The 17,150-nt window shown below is 55.1% G+C and carries 16 protein-coding genes and 1 other annotated feature; of the genes, 1 reads left to right on the plus strand and 15 read right to left on the minus strand.

Features of this window, described 5'->3' with window-relative positions; translation table 11 throughout:
• Positions 1–89: 89 nt before the first annotated feature.
• The 3 genes from MKX76_RS14210 to MKX76_RS14220 all read right to left on the minus strand — a co-directional run bounded on the left by MKX76_RS14210 (position 90) and on the right by MKX76_RS14220 (position 4,148).
• Positions 90–2,819 carry a ComEC/Rec2 family competence protein gene (locus MKX76_RS14210; RefSeq protein ID WP_341034008.1) on the minus strand — a complete coding sequence of 910 codons (2,730 nt, stop codon included), beginning with the start codon at positions 2,817–2,819 and terminating at the stop codon, positions 90–92.
• Between the two features lie 125 nt (positions 2,820–2,944).
• Complete coding sequence (locus MKX76_RS14215) at positions 2,945–3,463, minus strand: deoxycytidylate deaminase (protein WP_210095250.1); 519 nt, start codon at positions 3,461–3,463, stop codon at positions 2,945–2,947.
• Positions 3,464–3,512: 49 nt separating this feature from the next.
• A complete protein-coding gene (locus tag MKX76_RS14220; protein WP_341034009.1) occupies positions 3,513–4,148 on the minus strand; it encodes a ComEA family DNA-binding protein in 636 nt (211 codons plus the stop codon).
• A 177-nt stretch (positions 4,149–4,325) separates the two neighbouring features.
• On the opposite strand from MKX76_RS14220, the gene comER reads away from it, so the two are divergent.
• Positions 4,326–5,168, plus strand: a complete 843-nt coding sequence (gene comER, locus MKX76_RS14225) for a late competence protein ComER (protein WP_341034010.1) — start codon at positions 4,326–4,328, stop codon at positions 5,166–5,168.
• Here the strand turns inward: comER and leuS are convergent.
• The 12 genes from leuS to aroE form a co-directional block, all read right to left on the minus strand.
• A complete protein-coding gene (gene leuS / locus MKX76_RS14230; RefSeq protein WP_007129371.1) occupies positions 5,149–7,590 on the minus strand; it encodes a leucine--tRNA ligase in 2,442 nt (813 codons plus the stop codon). The two genes, comER and leuS, sit on opposite strands and share 20 nt — an antisense overlap.
• Positions 7,591–7,681: 91 nt before the next feature.
• Positions 7,682–7,948 (minus strand) — a binding site (T-box leader).
• A gap of 48 nt (positions 7,949–7,996) precedes the next feature.
• The gene (locus MKX76_RS14235) at positions 7,997–8,884 is read right to left on the minus strand and encodes an AraC family transcriptional regulator (protein WP_007129370.1); all 888 of its coding nucleotides are present in this window, start codon (positions 8,882–8,884) and stop codon (positions 7,997–7,999) included.
• 76 nt (positions 8,885–8,960) lie between these two features.
• A complete protein-coding gene (locus tag MKX76_RS14240) occupies positions 8,961–10,034 on the minus strand; it encodes a Gfo/Idh/MocA family protein (RefSeq protein WP_341034013.1) in 1,074 nt (357 codons plus the stop codon).
• 26 nt (positions 10,035–10,060) lie between these two features.
• Positions 10,061–11,230, minus strand: a complete 1,170-nt coding sequence (locus MKX76_RS14245; protein WP_341034015.1) for a Gfo/Idh/MocA family protein — start codon at positions 11,228–11,230, stop codon at positions 10,061–10,063.
• 68 nt (positions 11,231–11,298) lie between these two features.
• Positions 11,299–12,165: a sugar phosphate isomerase/epimerase family protein gene (locus MKX76_RS14250; RefSeq protein ID WP_007129367.1), complete on the minus strand. Its 867-nt coding sequence runs from the start codon at positions 12,163–12,165 to the stop codon at positions 11,299–11,301.
• 457 nt (positions 12,166–12,622) lie between these two features.
• Positions 12,623–13,393 (minus strand): class I SAM-dependent DNA methyltransferase, encoded by a 771-nt coding sequence (locus tag MKX76_RS14255; protein ID WP_007129366.1) that lies wholly within the window; start codon positions 13,391–13,393, stop codon positions 12,623–12,625.
• Between the two features lie 37 nt (positions 13,394–13,430).
• Entirely contained in the window at positions 13,431–14,333 is a 903-nt protein-coding gene (locus MKX76_RS14260) for a CvfB family protein (protein ID WP_007129365.1), read from the minus strand.
• Positions 14,330–14,677 (minus strand): ribosome silencing factor, encoded by a 348-nt coding sequence (gene rsfS, locus MKX76_RS14265; RefSeq protein ID WP_007129364.1) that lies wholly within the window; start codon positions 14,675–14,677, stop codon positions 14,330–14,332. The genes MKX76_RS14260 and rsfS overlap by 4 nt, the downstream gene beginning before the upstream one ends.
• Positions 14,674–15,252 carry a bis(5'-nucleosyl)-tetraphosphatase (symmetrical) YqeK gene (gene yqeK, locus MKX76_RS14270; RefSeq protein WP_007129363.1) on the minus strand — a complete coding sequence of 193 codons (579 nt, stop codon included), beginning with the start codon at positions 15,250–15,252 and terminating at the stop codon, positions 14,674–14,676. Before yqeK ends, rsfS begins: the two co-directional genes overlap by 4 nt.
• Complete coding sequence (locus MKX76_RS14275) at positions 15,236–15,826, minus strand: nicotinate-nucleotide adenylyltransferase (RefSeq protein ID WP_007129362.1); 591 nt, start codon at positions 15,824–15,826, stop codon at positions 15,236–15,238. The genes yqeK and MKX76_RS14275 overlap by 17 nt, the downstream gene beginning before the upstream one ends.
• A gap of 54 nt (positions 15,827–15,880) precedes the next feature.
• The gene (gene yhbY / locus MKX76_RS14280) at positions 15,881–16,171 is read right to left on the minus strand and encodes a ribosome assembly RNA-binding protein YhbY (RefSeq protein ID WP_007129361.1); all 291 of its coding nucleotides are present in this window, start codon (positions 16,169–16,171) and stop codon (positions 15,881–15,883) included.
• A gap of 107 nt (positions 16,172–16,278) precedes the next feature.
• On the minus strand, positions 16,279–17,133 hold the full coding sequence (gene aroE, locus MKX76_RS14285; protein WP_007129360.1) for a shikimate dehydrogenase: 855 nt from the start codon (positions 17,131–17,133) through the stop codon (positions 16,279–16,281).
• Between the last annotated feature and the right edge of the window lie 17 nt (positions 17,134–17,150).

The following is a 17,150-nucleotide window of genomic DNA, read 5'->3' on the forward strand; positions in this document are numbered from 1 at the left end:
CTATACCAAATATATAGAGCAACGTCATCCGCCTGTTATTTCATACCACATCGATCATACTACGATTCAGGCTATTCAGGACAGACCCTCTAAGGATTTAGTCTGGATCGCACTTTTATGGCTCCGTCCTTTACGATCATTTGAATTTCGCCATGCCGATTTGTCTGGTATATCACCGATCGGTACTGCTCCAATCGGGCGACCACATCCGGGTGGGGATGCCCGTACCTATTGTTAACGCCGGCGGAGATGACTGCAGCCCTCGGCTGCCAGGCGTCCATCCACCGGACTGACGTGGAGGTTTTGCTCCCGTGGTGGGCAACCTTCATCACATCGATCGGTTCATTTAATAGCGGCAGGCTGCCTCCATCTGTACGCTCTTCCATATGAAGCAATATTTTTTGCTCTGCCGCTTCGTCCGTATCGCCGGTGAATAAAAACCGGCATCCGTTCATGTGAAGCACGAATACGAGCGAGGCATGATTTTGCTCCTTGACCAGGGATAATGCCTGGCCGCTCTCGCCGGACGGTGACGTGACCGGGGACAAAAACCGGATTTCCGTGTCCTTGCCAAGCTTCCATTCCATAAGATCCGCTCCGGCGCGATATACGGGAATATTCTTCCGAAGGGCGATCGCCATGCTTTGGCGAAAGGCGTCCGAATCGGTCAAGCTGCCATTAAAGACGATGGAATCCACAGGAATTTCACGGAGCACGGCTTGGAGTCCGCCGATATGATCCTGGTCTCCATGGGACATGATTACAGCGTCCAGCCGGTGCACGCCCCTTTTTTTCAACAAGGGAACGACGACCTTCTCCCCGACTTCGTATGGAGACTTTCGCTCCTTCCATGCATCCGAAGGCTTTCGGAAGCTGAGTGTCCCGCCGCCGTCAATAAGGATATGCTTGCCTTCCGGCGTTGTGACCAGGATCGAATCGCCCTGTCCCACATCCAAAAACTGCACCAAGCCCGCCCCGTGCAGGGACGAGGGGCGATAGCCATCGAACAGAAGCAGGCACAGCGCAAACGCTAATACTGCAGCAGCTGTCCTTCCCCCGAATCGAACGATATAATCGCTCATCCGCCAATAACCTCTCCACCGAAGCGCGCCGGACAACCGGTCCAGCAGGGGAAATATCCCCGCCGCCTCAACATGATTCAAGCGGTCTCTTATCAAGGCTTCCTTCCGTGCGCCATCCAGGGGCACCGTATCATCGGTTGGCTGTTCCCTGAACTGGCGGATCGCCTCGGCTCTCTTGCTTAATATATGCAGCAGGCCGTACAAGAGCGCAAAATATACAACGATCCACAGCAAGTCCGGCGAAGGCCAGATCGTCATCAATGCCGAGCCGTTCATCCAGCCGACCAGCCGGAACGTCAAATCGTTCAACCATTCGGTCAGACCGGCGATCCAGCCTGCTCCCCGCATCCAGCCCCAGCTTAACAGCAGAGACGTCATCCCCAAAGGGAGCACGATCAAGCTGATAACTGGCACCAACAACAAGTTCGCGGCGACGGATACGAGCGAGAATTGATTGAAGTAATAGATGGTCAGCGGAAAGGATACCCACTGGGCAACGAGGGTAACGCCGGCCGTCCCCGCCAGCCAGCGGGGCATAAAGGACAACAGCGGCATTATCTTTGGCACAAAGATCATGAGCCCGGCCGTGACGATAAAGGATAACTGAAAGCTGACGTCGACCAGAAAATATGGATTGTACATCAGCATCGCCAAGGCGGCAGCGCTTAATATATGCAAGCCGTCCTTAAGGAGCCCCCGCCTTGCCGCATACAGTCCGATCATTCCCATAATGCCCGCCCGGACAATCGATGGACTGGCCCCTGTCAAGAGGACGTACGCAGGCAGTAGGCACATCACCACCGTAAGCGAGGCTTCGCGCGTCAGCCGGAGCGTAGAGCAAATAAACAGCAGGCATCCTACAATAACGGCTACATGCATGCCGGAGATCGCGAGGATATGCGTCAGACCGAGCCTTGAAAATTCCGAGAATGTATCAGGATCCAAATCATCCCGATTGCCGATGACAAGTCCCTTCATATACCCTGCATGAACACCGCCGTACAATTGTTCCAGCCGATCCCCGAGCGCTCCGCGCAAGGAATCATTCCATCGCAGGATATGGGAGGCGCGCCATCCGTCCGGTGCCGAAGCCTTTACCTGGTCAGCCCCTTTTACCTTCACGATCCAATGAATCTTCTGCGTGCGCAAATAGCGGCGATAATCGAAGCCGTCAAAATTACGCGCGATCCCCGGCTGCTGCAGCTCGCCTGACACATGAACGGAATCTCCGCGCTTCCAGCCTGCCGCGATATTCTGTTCCGCCTGCTCCAGCAGCCGGACCTGAACCATGACGGTGTCTGCCGTCTCCATCGAATTGCCCGGCAGCTTAGCTGGATCCCGATTCACTGCATCCGGCGGCAGTATTCCTTCGATCTCCGCATGGCGCAGCGATACCGTAAAATCCGCGCGATCCCCGTCAATCGCCACCTCCGAAGAGATAACACCGACTCCTGAAATCGGAATCGACTCGGCTTCCCCGCGTTCTAGGGCCGGGACATGCAAATCGGACACGTTCATCGCGTCATGCCACTCCCAGTAAGCAGCGGAACAACACAAGGAGAATATCATGCATATCGTATAGATTTTTCCGACCCGCTCCCATTGACAAACCACAAGCAGCAGAAGCAGAATACCGGCCGCAGCCAGCGCCATCCTCCATCCGGAGGTCAGGCAGGCGATACTGCTTCCGATCACCCATAGCACCGTAAAGACTAGCAGCGGCCTACGCCTCATCATTCCGACCTTCCTTTCCCGAATGCATCATCCCGTTAATTACAATAGAAAAAGAACCCCTGCCTGCAATCCACTGCAAACAAAGGTTCTTCCCCGCATCGCGATTATTCGTTTGTTCAAGAACGTCTCTATTCCTTCACCGCCATCATCGTCTCCCGCGGCGGCTCATACCCCGATAGCTGCCGGAACAGGATCCCCTTCTGCTTCATCATGTTCGATACTTTCTCCGTATCCTTCGGATACGGGCGGTGGAATACCACCTCGACGATTCCGCTGTTGGCCAGCATGTTGGCACAGGTCCAGCAAGGCTCGTCGGTTACGTATACCGTGCTTCCTTCCCTGTCGATCCGGTCGGTAAACAGCAGCAAATTTTGTTCTGCATGAATGGTTCGAATGCACCGCTGCTTCTTCACTACCGTTTCCTTCCCGTCCTGAACAACAAGCTCATAGTCCTCGGCGATCATGCAGCCCGCCTCCGAGCAATCCGGAACCCCCATCGGAGCTCCGTTATAAGCGGTTCCGAGAAGCTTCTTGCCCTGCACGAGCACGGCCCCGACATGGCGCCGCGAGCATTGGGATCGGGTGGATACCATATAAGCAATATCCATGAAGTATGTGTCCCAATCTTTCCGTCGATCCGTATTCATCCGTCATTCACCTGTTCCTTATCAATGTCTCCTTTATTGTAGCACACAGCTAAAGTTCAACGTAAGGCTTCATCTTCTCCAGCATTTTGGGACCGATGCCCTTCACGTTCATTAAATCGGCCACGCTGCGAAACGCCCCGTGCTGGTTCCGGTAATCGATAATGGCCTTTGCTTTAGCCTGCCCGATGCCGGGCAGCTCCATCAGCCCGGCGGCATCCGCCGTATTCACGTTAATGAGGCCGGACCTCGCGCCGGCCGCAGGCAGCGAAGATGAGCTTTCTGTAGGAGTTGCCGCCTCGGTGCCCAAGCCTGCCGGAGGCGCACCGGAGGAAGCTGCAGCGGGGGGCGTCGCCGCGTCCGCATCTGCTTGCGCAGGAGCTTCTCCTTCGGAATGAGCTTCATTCTTGCTGGACTGGGCGGCGACAGGCGCACCCTCCGTTGCCGCCTTCGTCTCAAGGGCTTGCCCGCCGGACCCTGCTTCACCTCGGCTCGCCTCAGTACGGGTTCCAGCACCTCCGGCCGGCGGGGCTTCCCCTTCCGGATGATTCGCGGCAATCGCCTGCTCAAGCTGATCATTTAGAGGCTGCCAGCCCTGAATTCCTTTCTCCGGGCCGCCGGCAAATAGGATCAGTACGCAGCCCAAGGCCGCGGCCGATACACTCCATCCCACTGGAATACGCCTCATCTCTTAAATCCTCCTTTTCATGATAAACATGATTTGCTCATCCAGACTTTGAAGATTTTTCGATCTCAAACCGCAAATTCGTATCCGAACCCGTCATGAATCGCCATCCTTGCCGCATACATTAAACGTAGTAACGGTACATTTCTGCCGTAAAGCGCGAAAGGAGGGGACGTACACATGAAGGTTGGTTTTATCGGTACGGGCAGTATGGGCAGTCTATTGATCGATGCCTTCATTCGATCGGGCGCACTCCTGCCCGAGCAAATTCGGGTCAGCAACCGTACCCCCGAGAAAGCCCAGCAGCTGTCCAAGAGACATCCCGGTCTTACCGTGTGCAGCTGCAATAAGGAAACGGCTTCGGAAAGCGATCTGTTCTTCATCTGTGTCAAGCCGCTCGAATTCAAATCCGTCAGCAGTGAAATCAGGGACCGGCTTTCGGAGCATCAAATTGCGGTATCGATTACAAGCCCTGTCCAGCTGATTCACCTGGAATCGGCGCTGCCGTGCAAGGTGGCAAAAATCATACCCAGCATTACCAATATCACCGGAGGCGGAGCTTCGTTATGTATGTATGGTTCCCGAATAAAAGAAGAAGACAGGCAGCTTATAGAAAGCCTCCTGTCTTATATCAGCAGGCCCGTTGAGATTCTGGAATCGCACACGCGAATCACTTCCGATTTCTCCAGCTGCGGGCCTGCTTTTTTAAGTTTATTCTTGGAAAAATGGATTGACGCTGCCGTCGAAATGACCGGGATCGACCGCGGCACGCTCAATGCCCTGGCCGGCGAAATGCTGGTCGGCACAGGGAAGCTGCTAACGGAGGAGGGCTTCTCCCCCGAACAGCTTCAGGAAAGGGTCGCGGTACCCGGCGGCATCACCGCTCAGGCGCTCATTTTACTGAACTCGCACCTGAACGGCTTGTTCTACCAATTGATCGAAACCACACACGACAAGTATGAGGAGGATCTGGCAAAACTGGACGCCGCATTCGGCTTCTCGGTTAACCGGCCACGATATTGACCAGTTTTCCCGGAACGGCAATGACTTTGCGAATGCTCTTGCCTTCCAGCGCCTGCTTGACATTTGGAAGGGAGAGGCTATGCTGCTGCATGGCTTCTTGATCGAAGTCTTTAGCAATTTTGGTGCGGTCCACGATTTTTCCGTTCACCTGGACGACGATTTCCACCTCGGCTTCTACGGTCCAAGCCTCATCGTATTCCGGCCAAGGAACATACGTGATGCTCTCGGTGTGTCCCAGACGGCTCCACAGCTCTTCAGCCAGATGAGGCGCGAGCGGGGACAGCATTTGAACGAAATTCTCCATCGCCTTCCGCGGGAGCTCATCCGCCTTGTAGCCCTCGTTGATGAAGATCATCAACTGGCTGATTGCGGTGTTGAAGCGCATATGCTCGATATCCTCGGTAACCTTCTTAATCGTTTTGTGCAGGATACGTTTCCATTCGTCGGAACCTTCCCCGTCCACGATTTTTGGATTCAGCTGGCCGTCATCGCCGATGAACAGACGCCATACGCGGGAGAGGAAACGATGCGTGCCTTCAACACCGTTCGTGTTCCATGGCTTGGTCGCTTCCAGCGGCCCCATGAACATCTCGTATACCCGAAGCGTATCGGCTCCGTATTCGTTCACGATATCATCAGGGTTGATGACATTGCCGCGGGATTTGCTCATTTTCTCATTATTGTTGCCGAGAATCATGCCTTGGTTCACGAGCTTCTGGAACGGCTCCTTCGTATCGACGACTCCGAGATCATAGAGCACCTTATGCCAGAATCTTGCGTACAGCAGGTGTAGCACCGCATGCTCGACGCCGCCGATATACAGGTCTACCGGGAGCCATTCCTTCTGCTTCTCCTTCGAGCACAGCTCATCCGGGTTATGCGGATCGATGTAACGGAGATAGTACCAGCAGCTGCCTGCCCATTGCGGCATCGTGTTGGTCTCGCGGCGGGCTTTCATGCCCGTCTCGGGATCAACCGTCTCCACCCATTCCGTCACATTCGCCAGCGGAGATTCGCCGGTGCCGGACGGTCTGATCTGATCCACGTCCGGCAGCAGCAGCGGCAGCTGGTCTTCCGGAACGGTCTTCATCGTTCCGTCCTCCAGGTGGAGAATCGGGATCGGCTCGCCCCAGTAGCGCTGACGGCTGAACAGCCAGTCGCGCAGCCGGTACGTGACCTTCTTCTTACCCTTGCCTTCTTTCTCAAGCCACTCGTTCATGGCCTGAATAGCAGCCTCATTGTCCATTCCGTTGAGGAAGCCGGAATTGACGTGCTCGCCGCTTCCGGTGTAAGCTTCTTCCTCCACGTTGCCGCCCTTCACCACTTCAATGATCGGAAGCCCGAATTGCTTCGCAAACTCCCAGTCGCGGGTATCGTGGCCCGGAACGGCCATGATCGCGCCGGTTCCGTAGCCGGCGAGGACGTAATCGGCGATCCAGATCGGCAGCTTGGCGCCGCTGGCAGGGTTGATGGCATAAGCCCCGGTAAATACCCCGGTCTTGTCTTTTGCCAGATCCGTACGCTCCAGGTCGCTCTTGCGGGCTGCCTGATCCTGATAAGCCTTCACCGCTTCCCGCTGCTCTGGGGTCGTAATTTTGTCCACCAGCTCATGCTCCGGTGCCAGCACGCAGTAGCTTGCGCCGAAGAGGGTGTCCGGACGGGTCGTGAACACTTCCAGCTTGGCGTCATGCCCATCGATATCAAACCGCACCTCGGCGCCGACCGATTTGCCGATCCAGTTGCGCTGCATGTCCTTCAGGCTTTCGCTCCAATCCAGCTCATCCAGATCCTCAAGCAGCCGGTCCGCATACTCGGTAATTTTCAGAATCCACTGCCGCATCGGCTTGCGGACGACCGGGTGGCCGCCGCGCTCGCTCTTGCCGTCAATGACTTCCTCGTTCGCAAGAACCGTACCCAGCGCTTCGCACCAGTTCACCGGCACCTCGGCTACATAAGCAAGGCCCCGTTTGTACAGCTGGATGAAGATCCATTGCGTCCATTTATAATAGTCCGGATCCGTCGTACTGATCTCCCGGTCCCAATCGTAAGAAAATCCGAGCGACTTGATCTGGCGGCGGAAGTTATTGATGTTCTGGATGGTGAATTCGCGTGGATGCTTGCCTGTATCCATCGCATATTGCTCTGCCGGAAGGCCAAACGCGTCCCAGCCCATCGGATGAAGCACGTTGTACCCGCGCATCCGCTTATAGCGAGAAATGATGTCGGTGGCCGTGTAGCCCTCCGGGTGCCCGACGTGAAGACCCGCTCCGGAAGGATACGGGAACATGTCGAGTGCATAAAATTTCGGTTTGGACGAGTTGTCCTCGGTTTTAAAGGTTTTGTTCTCTTCCCAATACTTCTGCCATTTCGGTTCAATGACCTGCGGCTTATAGCCGTGGCCGGCTGATTGTTGATCCGTCATACTACATAGCTCCTCCTTCACTGTCGAACGGACAAGGCAGTTAATGCCGCTGTCCTGAAAACAAAAAAACCTCATCATCCATAGCGCTGACGCTAGGGACGAGAGGTTTGATTCCCGTGGTACCACCCTAGTTAGTGCAAGGCATGCTTTGCCTTTCACTCCCTTTGCATCCTTATCGCGGATGAGACGGCGACGTTTCATCGACCGACGGATAAATAAGCATTCTTAAGATCCGAAAGCCGGGTTCGCGCCGCTGCTCAGAGGCGAGTTCATCCCTTGCGTCAACCGGCTTCCACCAAATGCACCGGCTCTCTGCATGATCGCATGCGGAACTACTAGTCCCCATCATTGCATTACTATGATTTCCATTTTAATGTGGCTATTATACCCAAAAAACCGCGCCAAGTCAACGGAGTTCGCCCTGGGACTTGCGGTAATGCTCCGGCGCCGTTCCGACCATCGTCTTGAACATCCGGCTGAAATGGGCCAAATGCTTGAAGCCGGCCGCCCGGCTGACATCCGTAATGCTCATATGGGGGTGCAGTCTCAGCAGGATTTTGGCCTGGTTAATTCTTCGGTGGTACACATATTTGAATACGGTCGTTCCGGTGACCTCCTTGAACAAAGAGGACAAGTAATGCTTCGTAAGATGCATGTCCCTGGCAATTCGGTCCAGCGTCAAATCCTCCATGTAATGCTCTTCCACAAACGAGACGACGTGCTGTACATGACGCTCCTTATCGGAGATCGAATCCTGCTGCTGCACTTCGCTTTGACACCAGCCCGCAATGACGTACAGCATTTCCTGAAGCCGAAGCTTCAATCGCTCCTGCTTGAAAGCAGCTTCCGCCCCCCGCAGCCGGTTCATATCCTCCAGCAGCCGCTCAAACTCTTCCCTCCTCTGCCCAGTCAGCGTCATCCGGTGATTGCGCAGCGTTTCGAAGGGATCCAGCAGGACCGATCTTGCCGATTCGGGCAGCTCCCTGCACACCCAGGCGGGATCGAAATGGATAATGCTCCGGACATAGCGCGAACCCGGCTCCACATTCGGGCAATGCAGCGTCAACCCGTTCATCAGGAGCAGGTCCCCGGGCTTCAGCGCAAAAACGGAGTCTCCGATCAGATACGTGCAGCGTCCTTCATGAAAATAATAAATTTCGTAAAAAGCGTGGGAGTGGAAAGTCCCGCCGGATAAAGGCCGGTCATTATAGCAGCCGAGTTCAATCGGTTCCCTCAGCAGCATCCGGTCAAAGCCCGGCATCCAGGATGGTGGAGTCGTCAACCGCGAAGACATGTGGGAATCCCCCTTATCGAGGTTATGAATCAATTCCCCGGGAATTTTGGCGGGGTCTCCCTTTATTATAATGGATTTATCCGATCCGCACGGCTAAGTTTTGGGCCTTGACGCACAGCTCTCCCGCTTTGAAGGCATGCTCCTGGGTCATGGCGCGCTCCGTCCGCTCCAGGCAATCGAGAATCAGCTCACCGAAGAACGGATAGCCGACCTTCCCCTTCAGCTCCATATGGAACTCCCCGTCCTTGTTCACCAAGTACAGATGATCGCCATGCGGGTGTCTGGCAATGTCGATATACTTGCGAAGCTCAATATATCCGTCCGTTCCCAGGATGAAGGTTCTGCCGTCGCCCCATGTCCCGAGTCCCTCCGGCGTCAGCCAGTCGACCCTGAAATAATTCGTCGCCCCGTTGTCGCCAAGCAGCGTGGCATCCCCGAAATCCTCGAGCTCCGGATACATCGGATTCGCATAATTGCCGACCTTGCTGCTCAGCACCTGGGCATCCCTGCAGCCTGCATAAAATAAAAACTGCTCGATCTGGTGGGAGCCGATATCGCATAAAATGCCCCCGTACTGCTCATGGCGGAAAAACCAATCGGGACGCGATGCCGCATTCAACCGATGCGGGCCTGTGCCGAGCACCTGAACCACCCTGCCGATCGCTCCATCCTGAATCAAGCGGCCGGCATGAACCGCGCTCTCCACATGAAGTCGTTCGCTGTAGTAAACCATGTATTTTCTGCCGGTTTCCGCCGCTTTCGCCCTGGCGGCCTCTACCTGCTCCAGCGTCGTAAACGGCGTTTTGTCGGTAAAATAATCCTTGCCATGCGACATCACCTTGAGCCCGAGCCCGCAGCGTTCCGAAGGGATCGCCGCAGCCGCGACCAGCTTTACCTCCGGAGCCTCCAATATTTGCGCTTCGGAGGAAGCCGGCCGTACGCCGGGGTATGCCTCGCAGAATGCTTTTACCTTCCCAGGGTCCGGGTCGTACACCCATTTCAGCGTGGCCCCCGCTTCGATAAGACCGTTGCACATGCCGTAAATATGTCCATGCTCCAATGACATGGCCGCGATCGTGAATTCCCCGGGCTTGCAGACCGGCTGGGCTTTGCCTACCGGCGCATATCGCATTCCATCACTCCGGTTCATATTGCTGCCTCCCCTATTTCTTGTATTTAGTAGGTTCCGAATGTTTTGCTCATATCGAAAGGGCCGATCTCCCGCACCGTCTTCTCTCCGGTCGAGGCGGCGATCCGCTCCTGCAGAAGGTTATAGTACAGATCCTCATCCAGCGGCAGATCCACCCAGTTATCCGTCCACGTGGACAGATGCATTGCATTCGACAAGGTAAGTCCATGGATTCCCTCTTCGCCCGGAGCGATTAACGGGGTGCCGTGCAGAATGGCATCCGTAAAATTTTGAATAATGCCGTTATGCTGCGGATTGTCTCCCACGATCGGAACGTCGCACTTCCAGCATTCCGGTTCGCCGAAGCCGCCGGTATACTGACGGTTGAATTCCGGCTCCGGCACCCGAAGTCTCCAAAAAGTAAGATTGCCGTTTTCGATGACGATTTTCCCGCGGTCTCCCGTCACTTCAAACCGGTTCGTGCCCGGCGCTTCGCCGGTGGTCGTGATGAATACGGCGGTTGCGCCGTTTTCGTATTCCGCGTAAGCGGTCACGTCGTCCTCGACCTCGATGTTGCGATACTTGCCGAACGCGCAGAATGCCCGAATTCTCTTCGGCATCATGCCTGTCGTCCATTGCCATAAATCGAGCTGGTGCGGAGATTGATTGATCAACACGCCGCCGCCTTCGCCGGACCAGGTCGCACGCCAGCCTCCCGAATCGTAATAGCTCTGGGAACGGTACCAGTTCGTCACGATCCAGTTCATGCGCCGGATTTCGCCGAGCTCTCCATCCGCAATCAGCTCCCGCAGCTTCTTATAAAGCGGATTGCAGCGCTGATTGTACATGATGGAGAACACTTTGCCGCTTGCAGCCGCTGCGTTATTCATCTCGCGGACCTGCTTGGTATAGACGCCGGCCGGTTTCTCGATCAGCACATGCAGCCCCCGGTTCAGCGCTTGAATCGCTTCCTGCGGATGCCCGTAATGCGGAGTTGCAATAATGACCGCGTCCACCTCTCCTGAAGCCATCATCGCATCCACGTCGCTAAAGATCCGCACATCCGAAGGCAGCGTCTCTTTGGCCATCTCCTGCTTGGCCGGATTAAAATCGCATACGGCGCTAAGACGTGCTCCCGCGATCCGTCCAGCCGCGAGCGACTTGGCATGCGAGAAGCCCATTCCGAGACCGATTACACCTATACGAACTTGTTCCATACTGCAATCCTCCCTCATACATTTCATATCTTCCGTTACGCATCTATAAAAATAAATCCAATTATTCGTTACGCGAATTGTTTATCTTCGCTCCACTGCTTCATCTGCTCGGCAAAGCGAAGCAGCATCTCGGTCGAATCGTACGTGCCGCTAAAATCCTCGATGCCGAAATAGCCGTCATAACCAACAGACTTCAAATCCTGGATAACCTGACGCCACGGAACGGCGCCTTGAGCAAGCGGCGTCCATTCCCCGGTCCACGTTGCCTCGCTCCCGTCCTCCGACGGATGCTTGCGATAACCGCCATTTTTCACATGAACATGGGCCAAGTAAGGACCGAGCAGCTCCAGTCCCATGCGATAATTTTCGTAGCCTTCATGAACCATATTTCCCGGATCGTACAATACGCCGACATGCTGAGGAGAGCAATGGGATACGAGCCGGTATGTAAGCCCGGCGCTCGGCGCAATGGTGTTATGGTGCGTCTCGACCAATGCCTTCACATCATAAGCGGCTGCCAAATCCTCCACTTCCAGCAGGTATTTTACAGCTTGCTCGTACAGCTCATTGTAGTTGACGCTGCGATTGTAAGCCGGAATGCCGGCGCGGATGAAAGAGGCTCCTACCAGCTTGGCTGCCCTCATCACTTTCTCCGTTTCCGCCAGATCGCCGCAGGTTAGATACGGAACGACCGCAATGCTCTGTCTGCCGTGCAGCTCCGCCGCCTGCTTGAATCGCAGCCAATCCTGCTCCGTCCCGCCGGGATCCATGGAGCATTGATTATGCCTCCAAAAGGAAGGCTGCTCCTCCTCGGCGCCGGGCGGGATTTCCTTAAATCGCCATTCAATCCCTTCGATACCGGCATCGGCTGCGGCCTTGGCCAGCTGTTCAGGCTGCAAGTCGGGGGTTGCAACCGTAAATACAGACATTTTCATGGTACGCTCATCCTCTCATGTCCCCTATCATCACCGGGGGAATTTAACTATCATTGGACTCTCGAAATCCCGCCTTCCAGAGGTTACAATCTTAGATACATCTATGTAGACAGCGCTGTCATTATTGCAATGGCCGGATATGACCCATCGTAGCATAGTCCGATCTGCAAACCTATAGCTCCGTCTGTGTACCTTAACCACAATCAAATAATTAGCCTAAAAAGCGTTTCAGATTATAATGGGTGCGCCGACCGCCTGTCAGTGGTCCCTGCAGCAATTTGGCTTGTCGTCCGAGCGTCGCTGATCATCGTGCAGCAGCCATCATTACACCGCGTGCTGGGAGAGGCAAGTCGGATGCCTTTGCAAACGCAAAAAAGTCCTTCATGCATAAAGAGACTGCCCCAAAGTCAAATGACCTTGAGGCAGTCTCAACATGATATAAGGTTTTCCCGTAATCTTATTTTATGGCTACAAAGAACAGACGGGCAGCGTCGTCGCCGGCTTCAACCCATTCGAAATCGGCGTAGCATTTGACATCACGGAAGCCTGCTTTGATAAGCTCTACCTTCATCCATTCCGGATCATATCCTCGCTGGATATGCGTTTCTTCAAAGCGGCGGTAGACGGCAGGGTCCTGATGATCCCGTGCAAAAATGGTCAAATGATGCTCGATTTCACATCGGGGCTCATCCAGATCGCAGGTCCATATGTAGGAGACCTCCCGTTCATCCAACACGAATGGCTGCTCCGCATCATACCGGATCAACGTGTTCGGATGGTGCACGTCAAACAAAAACGTTCCGCCTTCCTTGAGCCCTTGGTACGTGCGGACGAAGGCGGAACGAATATCCTTCTCCTCCAGCAAATAGTTGAAGCAATCGCAAAACGAGATCACGGAATCAACGGGCTCCGGCAGCTCCCAGGAACGCATGTCCTGCTGAACCCAGCGGACGCTCCCTTCGCGGAACAGCCGGCTGCCCTGCGGCGATCCTTCCAGCTTCCGCCTGGCAACAGACAGCATATCGGCCGACAAATCAATGCCCGTCACCTCAAAACCGGAGTTGACCAGCGGTATCGTAATGCTTCCGGTTCCGCAGCCGAGCTCCGCGATGCTTCTCGGCATGCCATGCTTGTCCCAAGCCGTTCTCGCAAAGCGGATCCAGTCGGGGTATGGCATATCTTCCATAAGCTGATCATATACGTAAGCAAACTTTCGGTAAGACAACATGCTGACACCACTTTCCCAGAAGCTTCTTCTTCGGTCGCTATTCAGCCGAACCGGAATTCTCCTCTTTTTTCACCAAATACGTCCAGCTTTCCTTCTGTGTGACAAGGCCATCCTTCATCAATTTCCCGAGCGCACGCTTAAATGCAGATTTGCTGATGCCAAAGCGCTGCTTGATAATGTCGGGCGGTGTTTCATCGGAATAGGGCATTGCGCCGCCCGGCCGTTCCTTCAGGAACGCCAGCAGCCGGTCTGCATCATCGTTTCGTCCGATCTCTTTGCGCGGAACCATCGACAGATTCACCCGGCCGTCCTCGCGAATATGGCTCACCCGTACGCGCACCTCTTCACCCAGGCGAAGAAGCCGCGTCCGCTCCGAGGAGTGGATCATGCCGATCGCTCCAAAGCCGACCACGCCTCCGTCGACGATCACGAAGGTTCCCATCTGCAGCGGCTTGTATACCAGCGCCGTAAACCATTCGCCCATCCACGATTTCGGCGCGTGGAAGGCGAGCGGAGCGAGCTCCTGCTCACCCGCCAGCTTGGCGCGCAGCCTGCCTTGTTTATCATGCTCCATCGTTACGAATACATGATCACCCACCTGAGGATGCAGCTCTTTCATTTCGGGCAGCTCCCGGATCGGTAGCAGCAGCTGCCTTCCGAGTCCCATTTCCAGAAAACAGCCGAGCCGGGGATGAACGTCCGCCACCTCCAGCTTTGCCGTTTCACCAAGGGTTAGCAGCGGCTTTTTCATCGTTGCTGCCAAACGGTCTTCGGTATCGAAGAAGATGAATACCTCGACGGTATCCCCCGGAGCAATGCTCCCGGTCACTTCCGAATAGTGCAGCAGGACATCCCGGTCGCCGCCATCAAGAAAGTAGCCGTAAGGCGAAACCTCCCTGGAAACCGTAAGCTGGACGATCGTGCCCGCGATCAAGCTCATACGTTCTCCACCACTTTGGCATCCGACCACAAGCGCTCAATGTTGTAATACTCGCGCTCGTCCCGGTGGAAGATATGGACGACAACATCCCCGATATCCATCAGCACCCAGCGGGCAGCATCCATGCCTTCCAGTCCCCGAAGAGCTACGCCTTTATCATGGATCCGTTTGCGGATTTCCGTTGCAATTGCCTGAACCTGCGTATCCGAATTCCCGTGGCAAATAACAAAATAATCCGCCACAAGCGAGATGCCTCTCAGGTCCAGAACGACCAAATCGTTCGCTTTCTTATCCTCTGCGGCCTCTACAGCTATATTTAACAATTCTTCCGGTTTTATCGTCATGAATTCGCCTCCAATTGCTTAATGAGATCGTTGCGGGCTAGCACCGTCAACGGAAAAATAATCTGTCTGCGTGACAGCAGATGTCCAATCGTCGAATCAAACCCGGCTGCGAGCGCCTCTTCAAGGCTATGGTTGGCCAGTTCCCGAATATTATTCACACCGGGGAAATCCCTCCCCGGCTCCATATAATCGGCCAGGCACACCACCTTGTCCAGCAAGCTCATCCCGACTCGGCCCGACGTGTGATAGCGGATAGCATCCAGCACCTCGGTGTCCGTTACCCCATAATCCCGCTCTGCGACGATCGCGCCCACTTCGGCATGCCACAGCTGCTTGTCATATTGGAGCAGCTCCGAGGACTCTCCCTGCTCCTCGAGCACCTCCCGAAGCTTCTCAACCGGCCAGTACTTGGCTACATCATGTAAAATCGCGGCCAAATCCGCTTTCTGGGGATCGGCCCCGAACCGGTTCGCCAAAATAACGGCCGTCTCCATAACGCCCTTCGTATGCTCCCAGCGCTTGGCCGGCATCTGGGAGGAGACGGCTTCGATCAAATCTTCACGGCTGTACACCATATATACCGCTCCTAACAATATAATCGTACACGCGATCCGGCACCATGTAGCGGATGGATCCGCCGGCGGCCGCCCGCTCCCGGATCATCGTGGATGAAATCTCGATCAGCGGCATTTCCGCGATCCTTACCACCCGTCTAAGAAAATCCGGCAGCGACTCTACGTTCAGCTTCGTCCCCGGACGGTTGACCCCGATGAACGTCAGCATTCCCGCTAGCTCCTCGATCCGGTTCCACTTCGGGAGATACTCCACCATATCCGCTCCGATGATAAACGAAAAATCGTGCTCGGGATACATCTCGCGAAGGGCCTTGATCGTATCGACCGTATAGGAAATGCCGCCGCGCTTGATTTCAAGGTCCAGCGTGCGGAAGGACGGGTGGCCGGCAACCGCCTCGGCTGTCATCTCCAGCCGCATCATCCCGGTGACGCCCGCATCCTCCTTATGCGGAGGAATATGGCTCGGCATGAACCACACTTCCTCCAGGCCATAAGCGACGCGCGCCGCCTCAGCCGCCAGCATATGTCCGATATGAACAGGGTCGAAGGTTCCCCCCATGATCCCCACTTTCATTCGGCTCACCTCCCCTAGTCAGAGGACTATGATACTCTGAACACCGATCTTGCTTTAAGGCAGTTCGATCGTCTTATGATCCTTCGATTCCTTATAGAGAACAATCGTCTTTCCGATGACTTGGACCAATTCGGCCCCGGCACCTTCGGCCAGCTCCTCAGCGATGTCGCGAGGATCCTCCAGGCAATTGTTGAGCACCGAGATTTTCAGCAGCTCCCGCTTCTCAATCGCTTCTTCGATGTGGCGGATCAAATGCTCATTGCTGCCGCCTTTGCCTACCTGGAACAGCGGGTCCAAATGATGGGCAAGCGAACGTAAGTGTCGTTTTTGCTTTCCTGTTAACATGCTTGGTCATTACCCCTTAATCATCATCTATACAAGCCTATCGCTTGTTTAAAAACTATATTGTAGCTTTAGCTTACCCATTAATCAATAAACAAAAGAATGAATCCTTATAGCAAGCTTGCGAGTACCGCTTCCTTCATCGCCTCCACCGGCGCCCTGAGGCCGGTCCAATATTCCAGGGCATAAGCCCCCTGATTAATGAACATGCCCAGTCCCCCGTGCACGGTGCAATTCCTCTGCTCGCTCTGCAGCAGCAGCTCGGTCTTCAGCGGATTATAGATCAGGTCGCTGACGACCGCCCCCTCAGGAATCCATTCCGGATGAACCGGCATTTCTGAAATTCGGGGGTGCATGCCGACTGAGGTCGTATTAATAATAACCTCCGCTCGCGAAAGCACTTCCTTCGCATGCTCTTCGCCGCAGCCGTGAAGCTCGGCCATCGTTCCCCATTCCTGCGCAAGCGCCTTGGCCTTGTCTTCGGTCCGGTTAATGATGGAGATCGATTCCGGCTGTTCGCCGATCAAGGCATAAATGATGCCTCGGGCAGCGCCGCCGGCGCCGAGCACCGCGATGCGCTTGCCCTTAAGATCCGGGCAAGCCTCCTCCTTCAGGGAGCGCACATACCCGATTCCGTCTGTATTGTAACCCGTCAGCCTGCCGTTATCGTTCACGATCGTGTTTACGGCGCCGATCCGGGCAGCGCCCTCGTCGATGGCATCCAAATACCGCATGACTTCCACCTTATGGGGAATCGTTACGTTCACTCCGCGAAATCCGAGCGTCTTGACCGACTCGATCGCATCCCCCAATCTTTCAGGCCGAATATGGAGCGGAATGTACGCCCCTTGGAGGTTTAATGCGGCAAGCGCCGCGTTATGCATGGCCGGCGATTTGGAATGGCCGATGGGATCCCCCATGACGCCGAGCTTCAAATAATCGGTGCCGGCTTGAGTTTCCTTCATTGTATTTCCCCCGTCTC

Source organism: Paenibacillus sp. FSL R5-0810, from assembly GCF_038002285.1.
GTDB lineage: Bacteria > Bacillota > Bacilli > Paenibacillales > Paenibacillaceae > Paenibacillus_AQ > Paenibacillus_AQ lactis.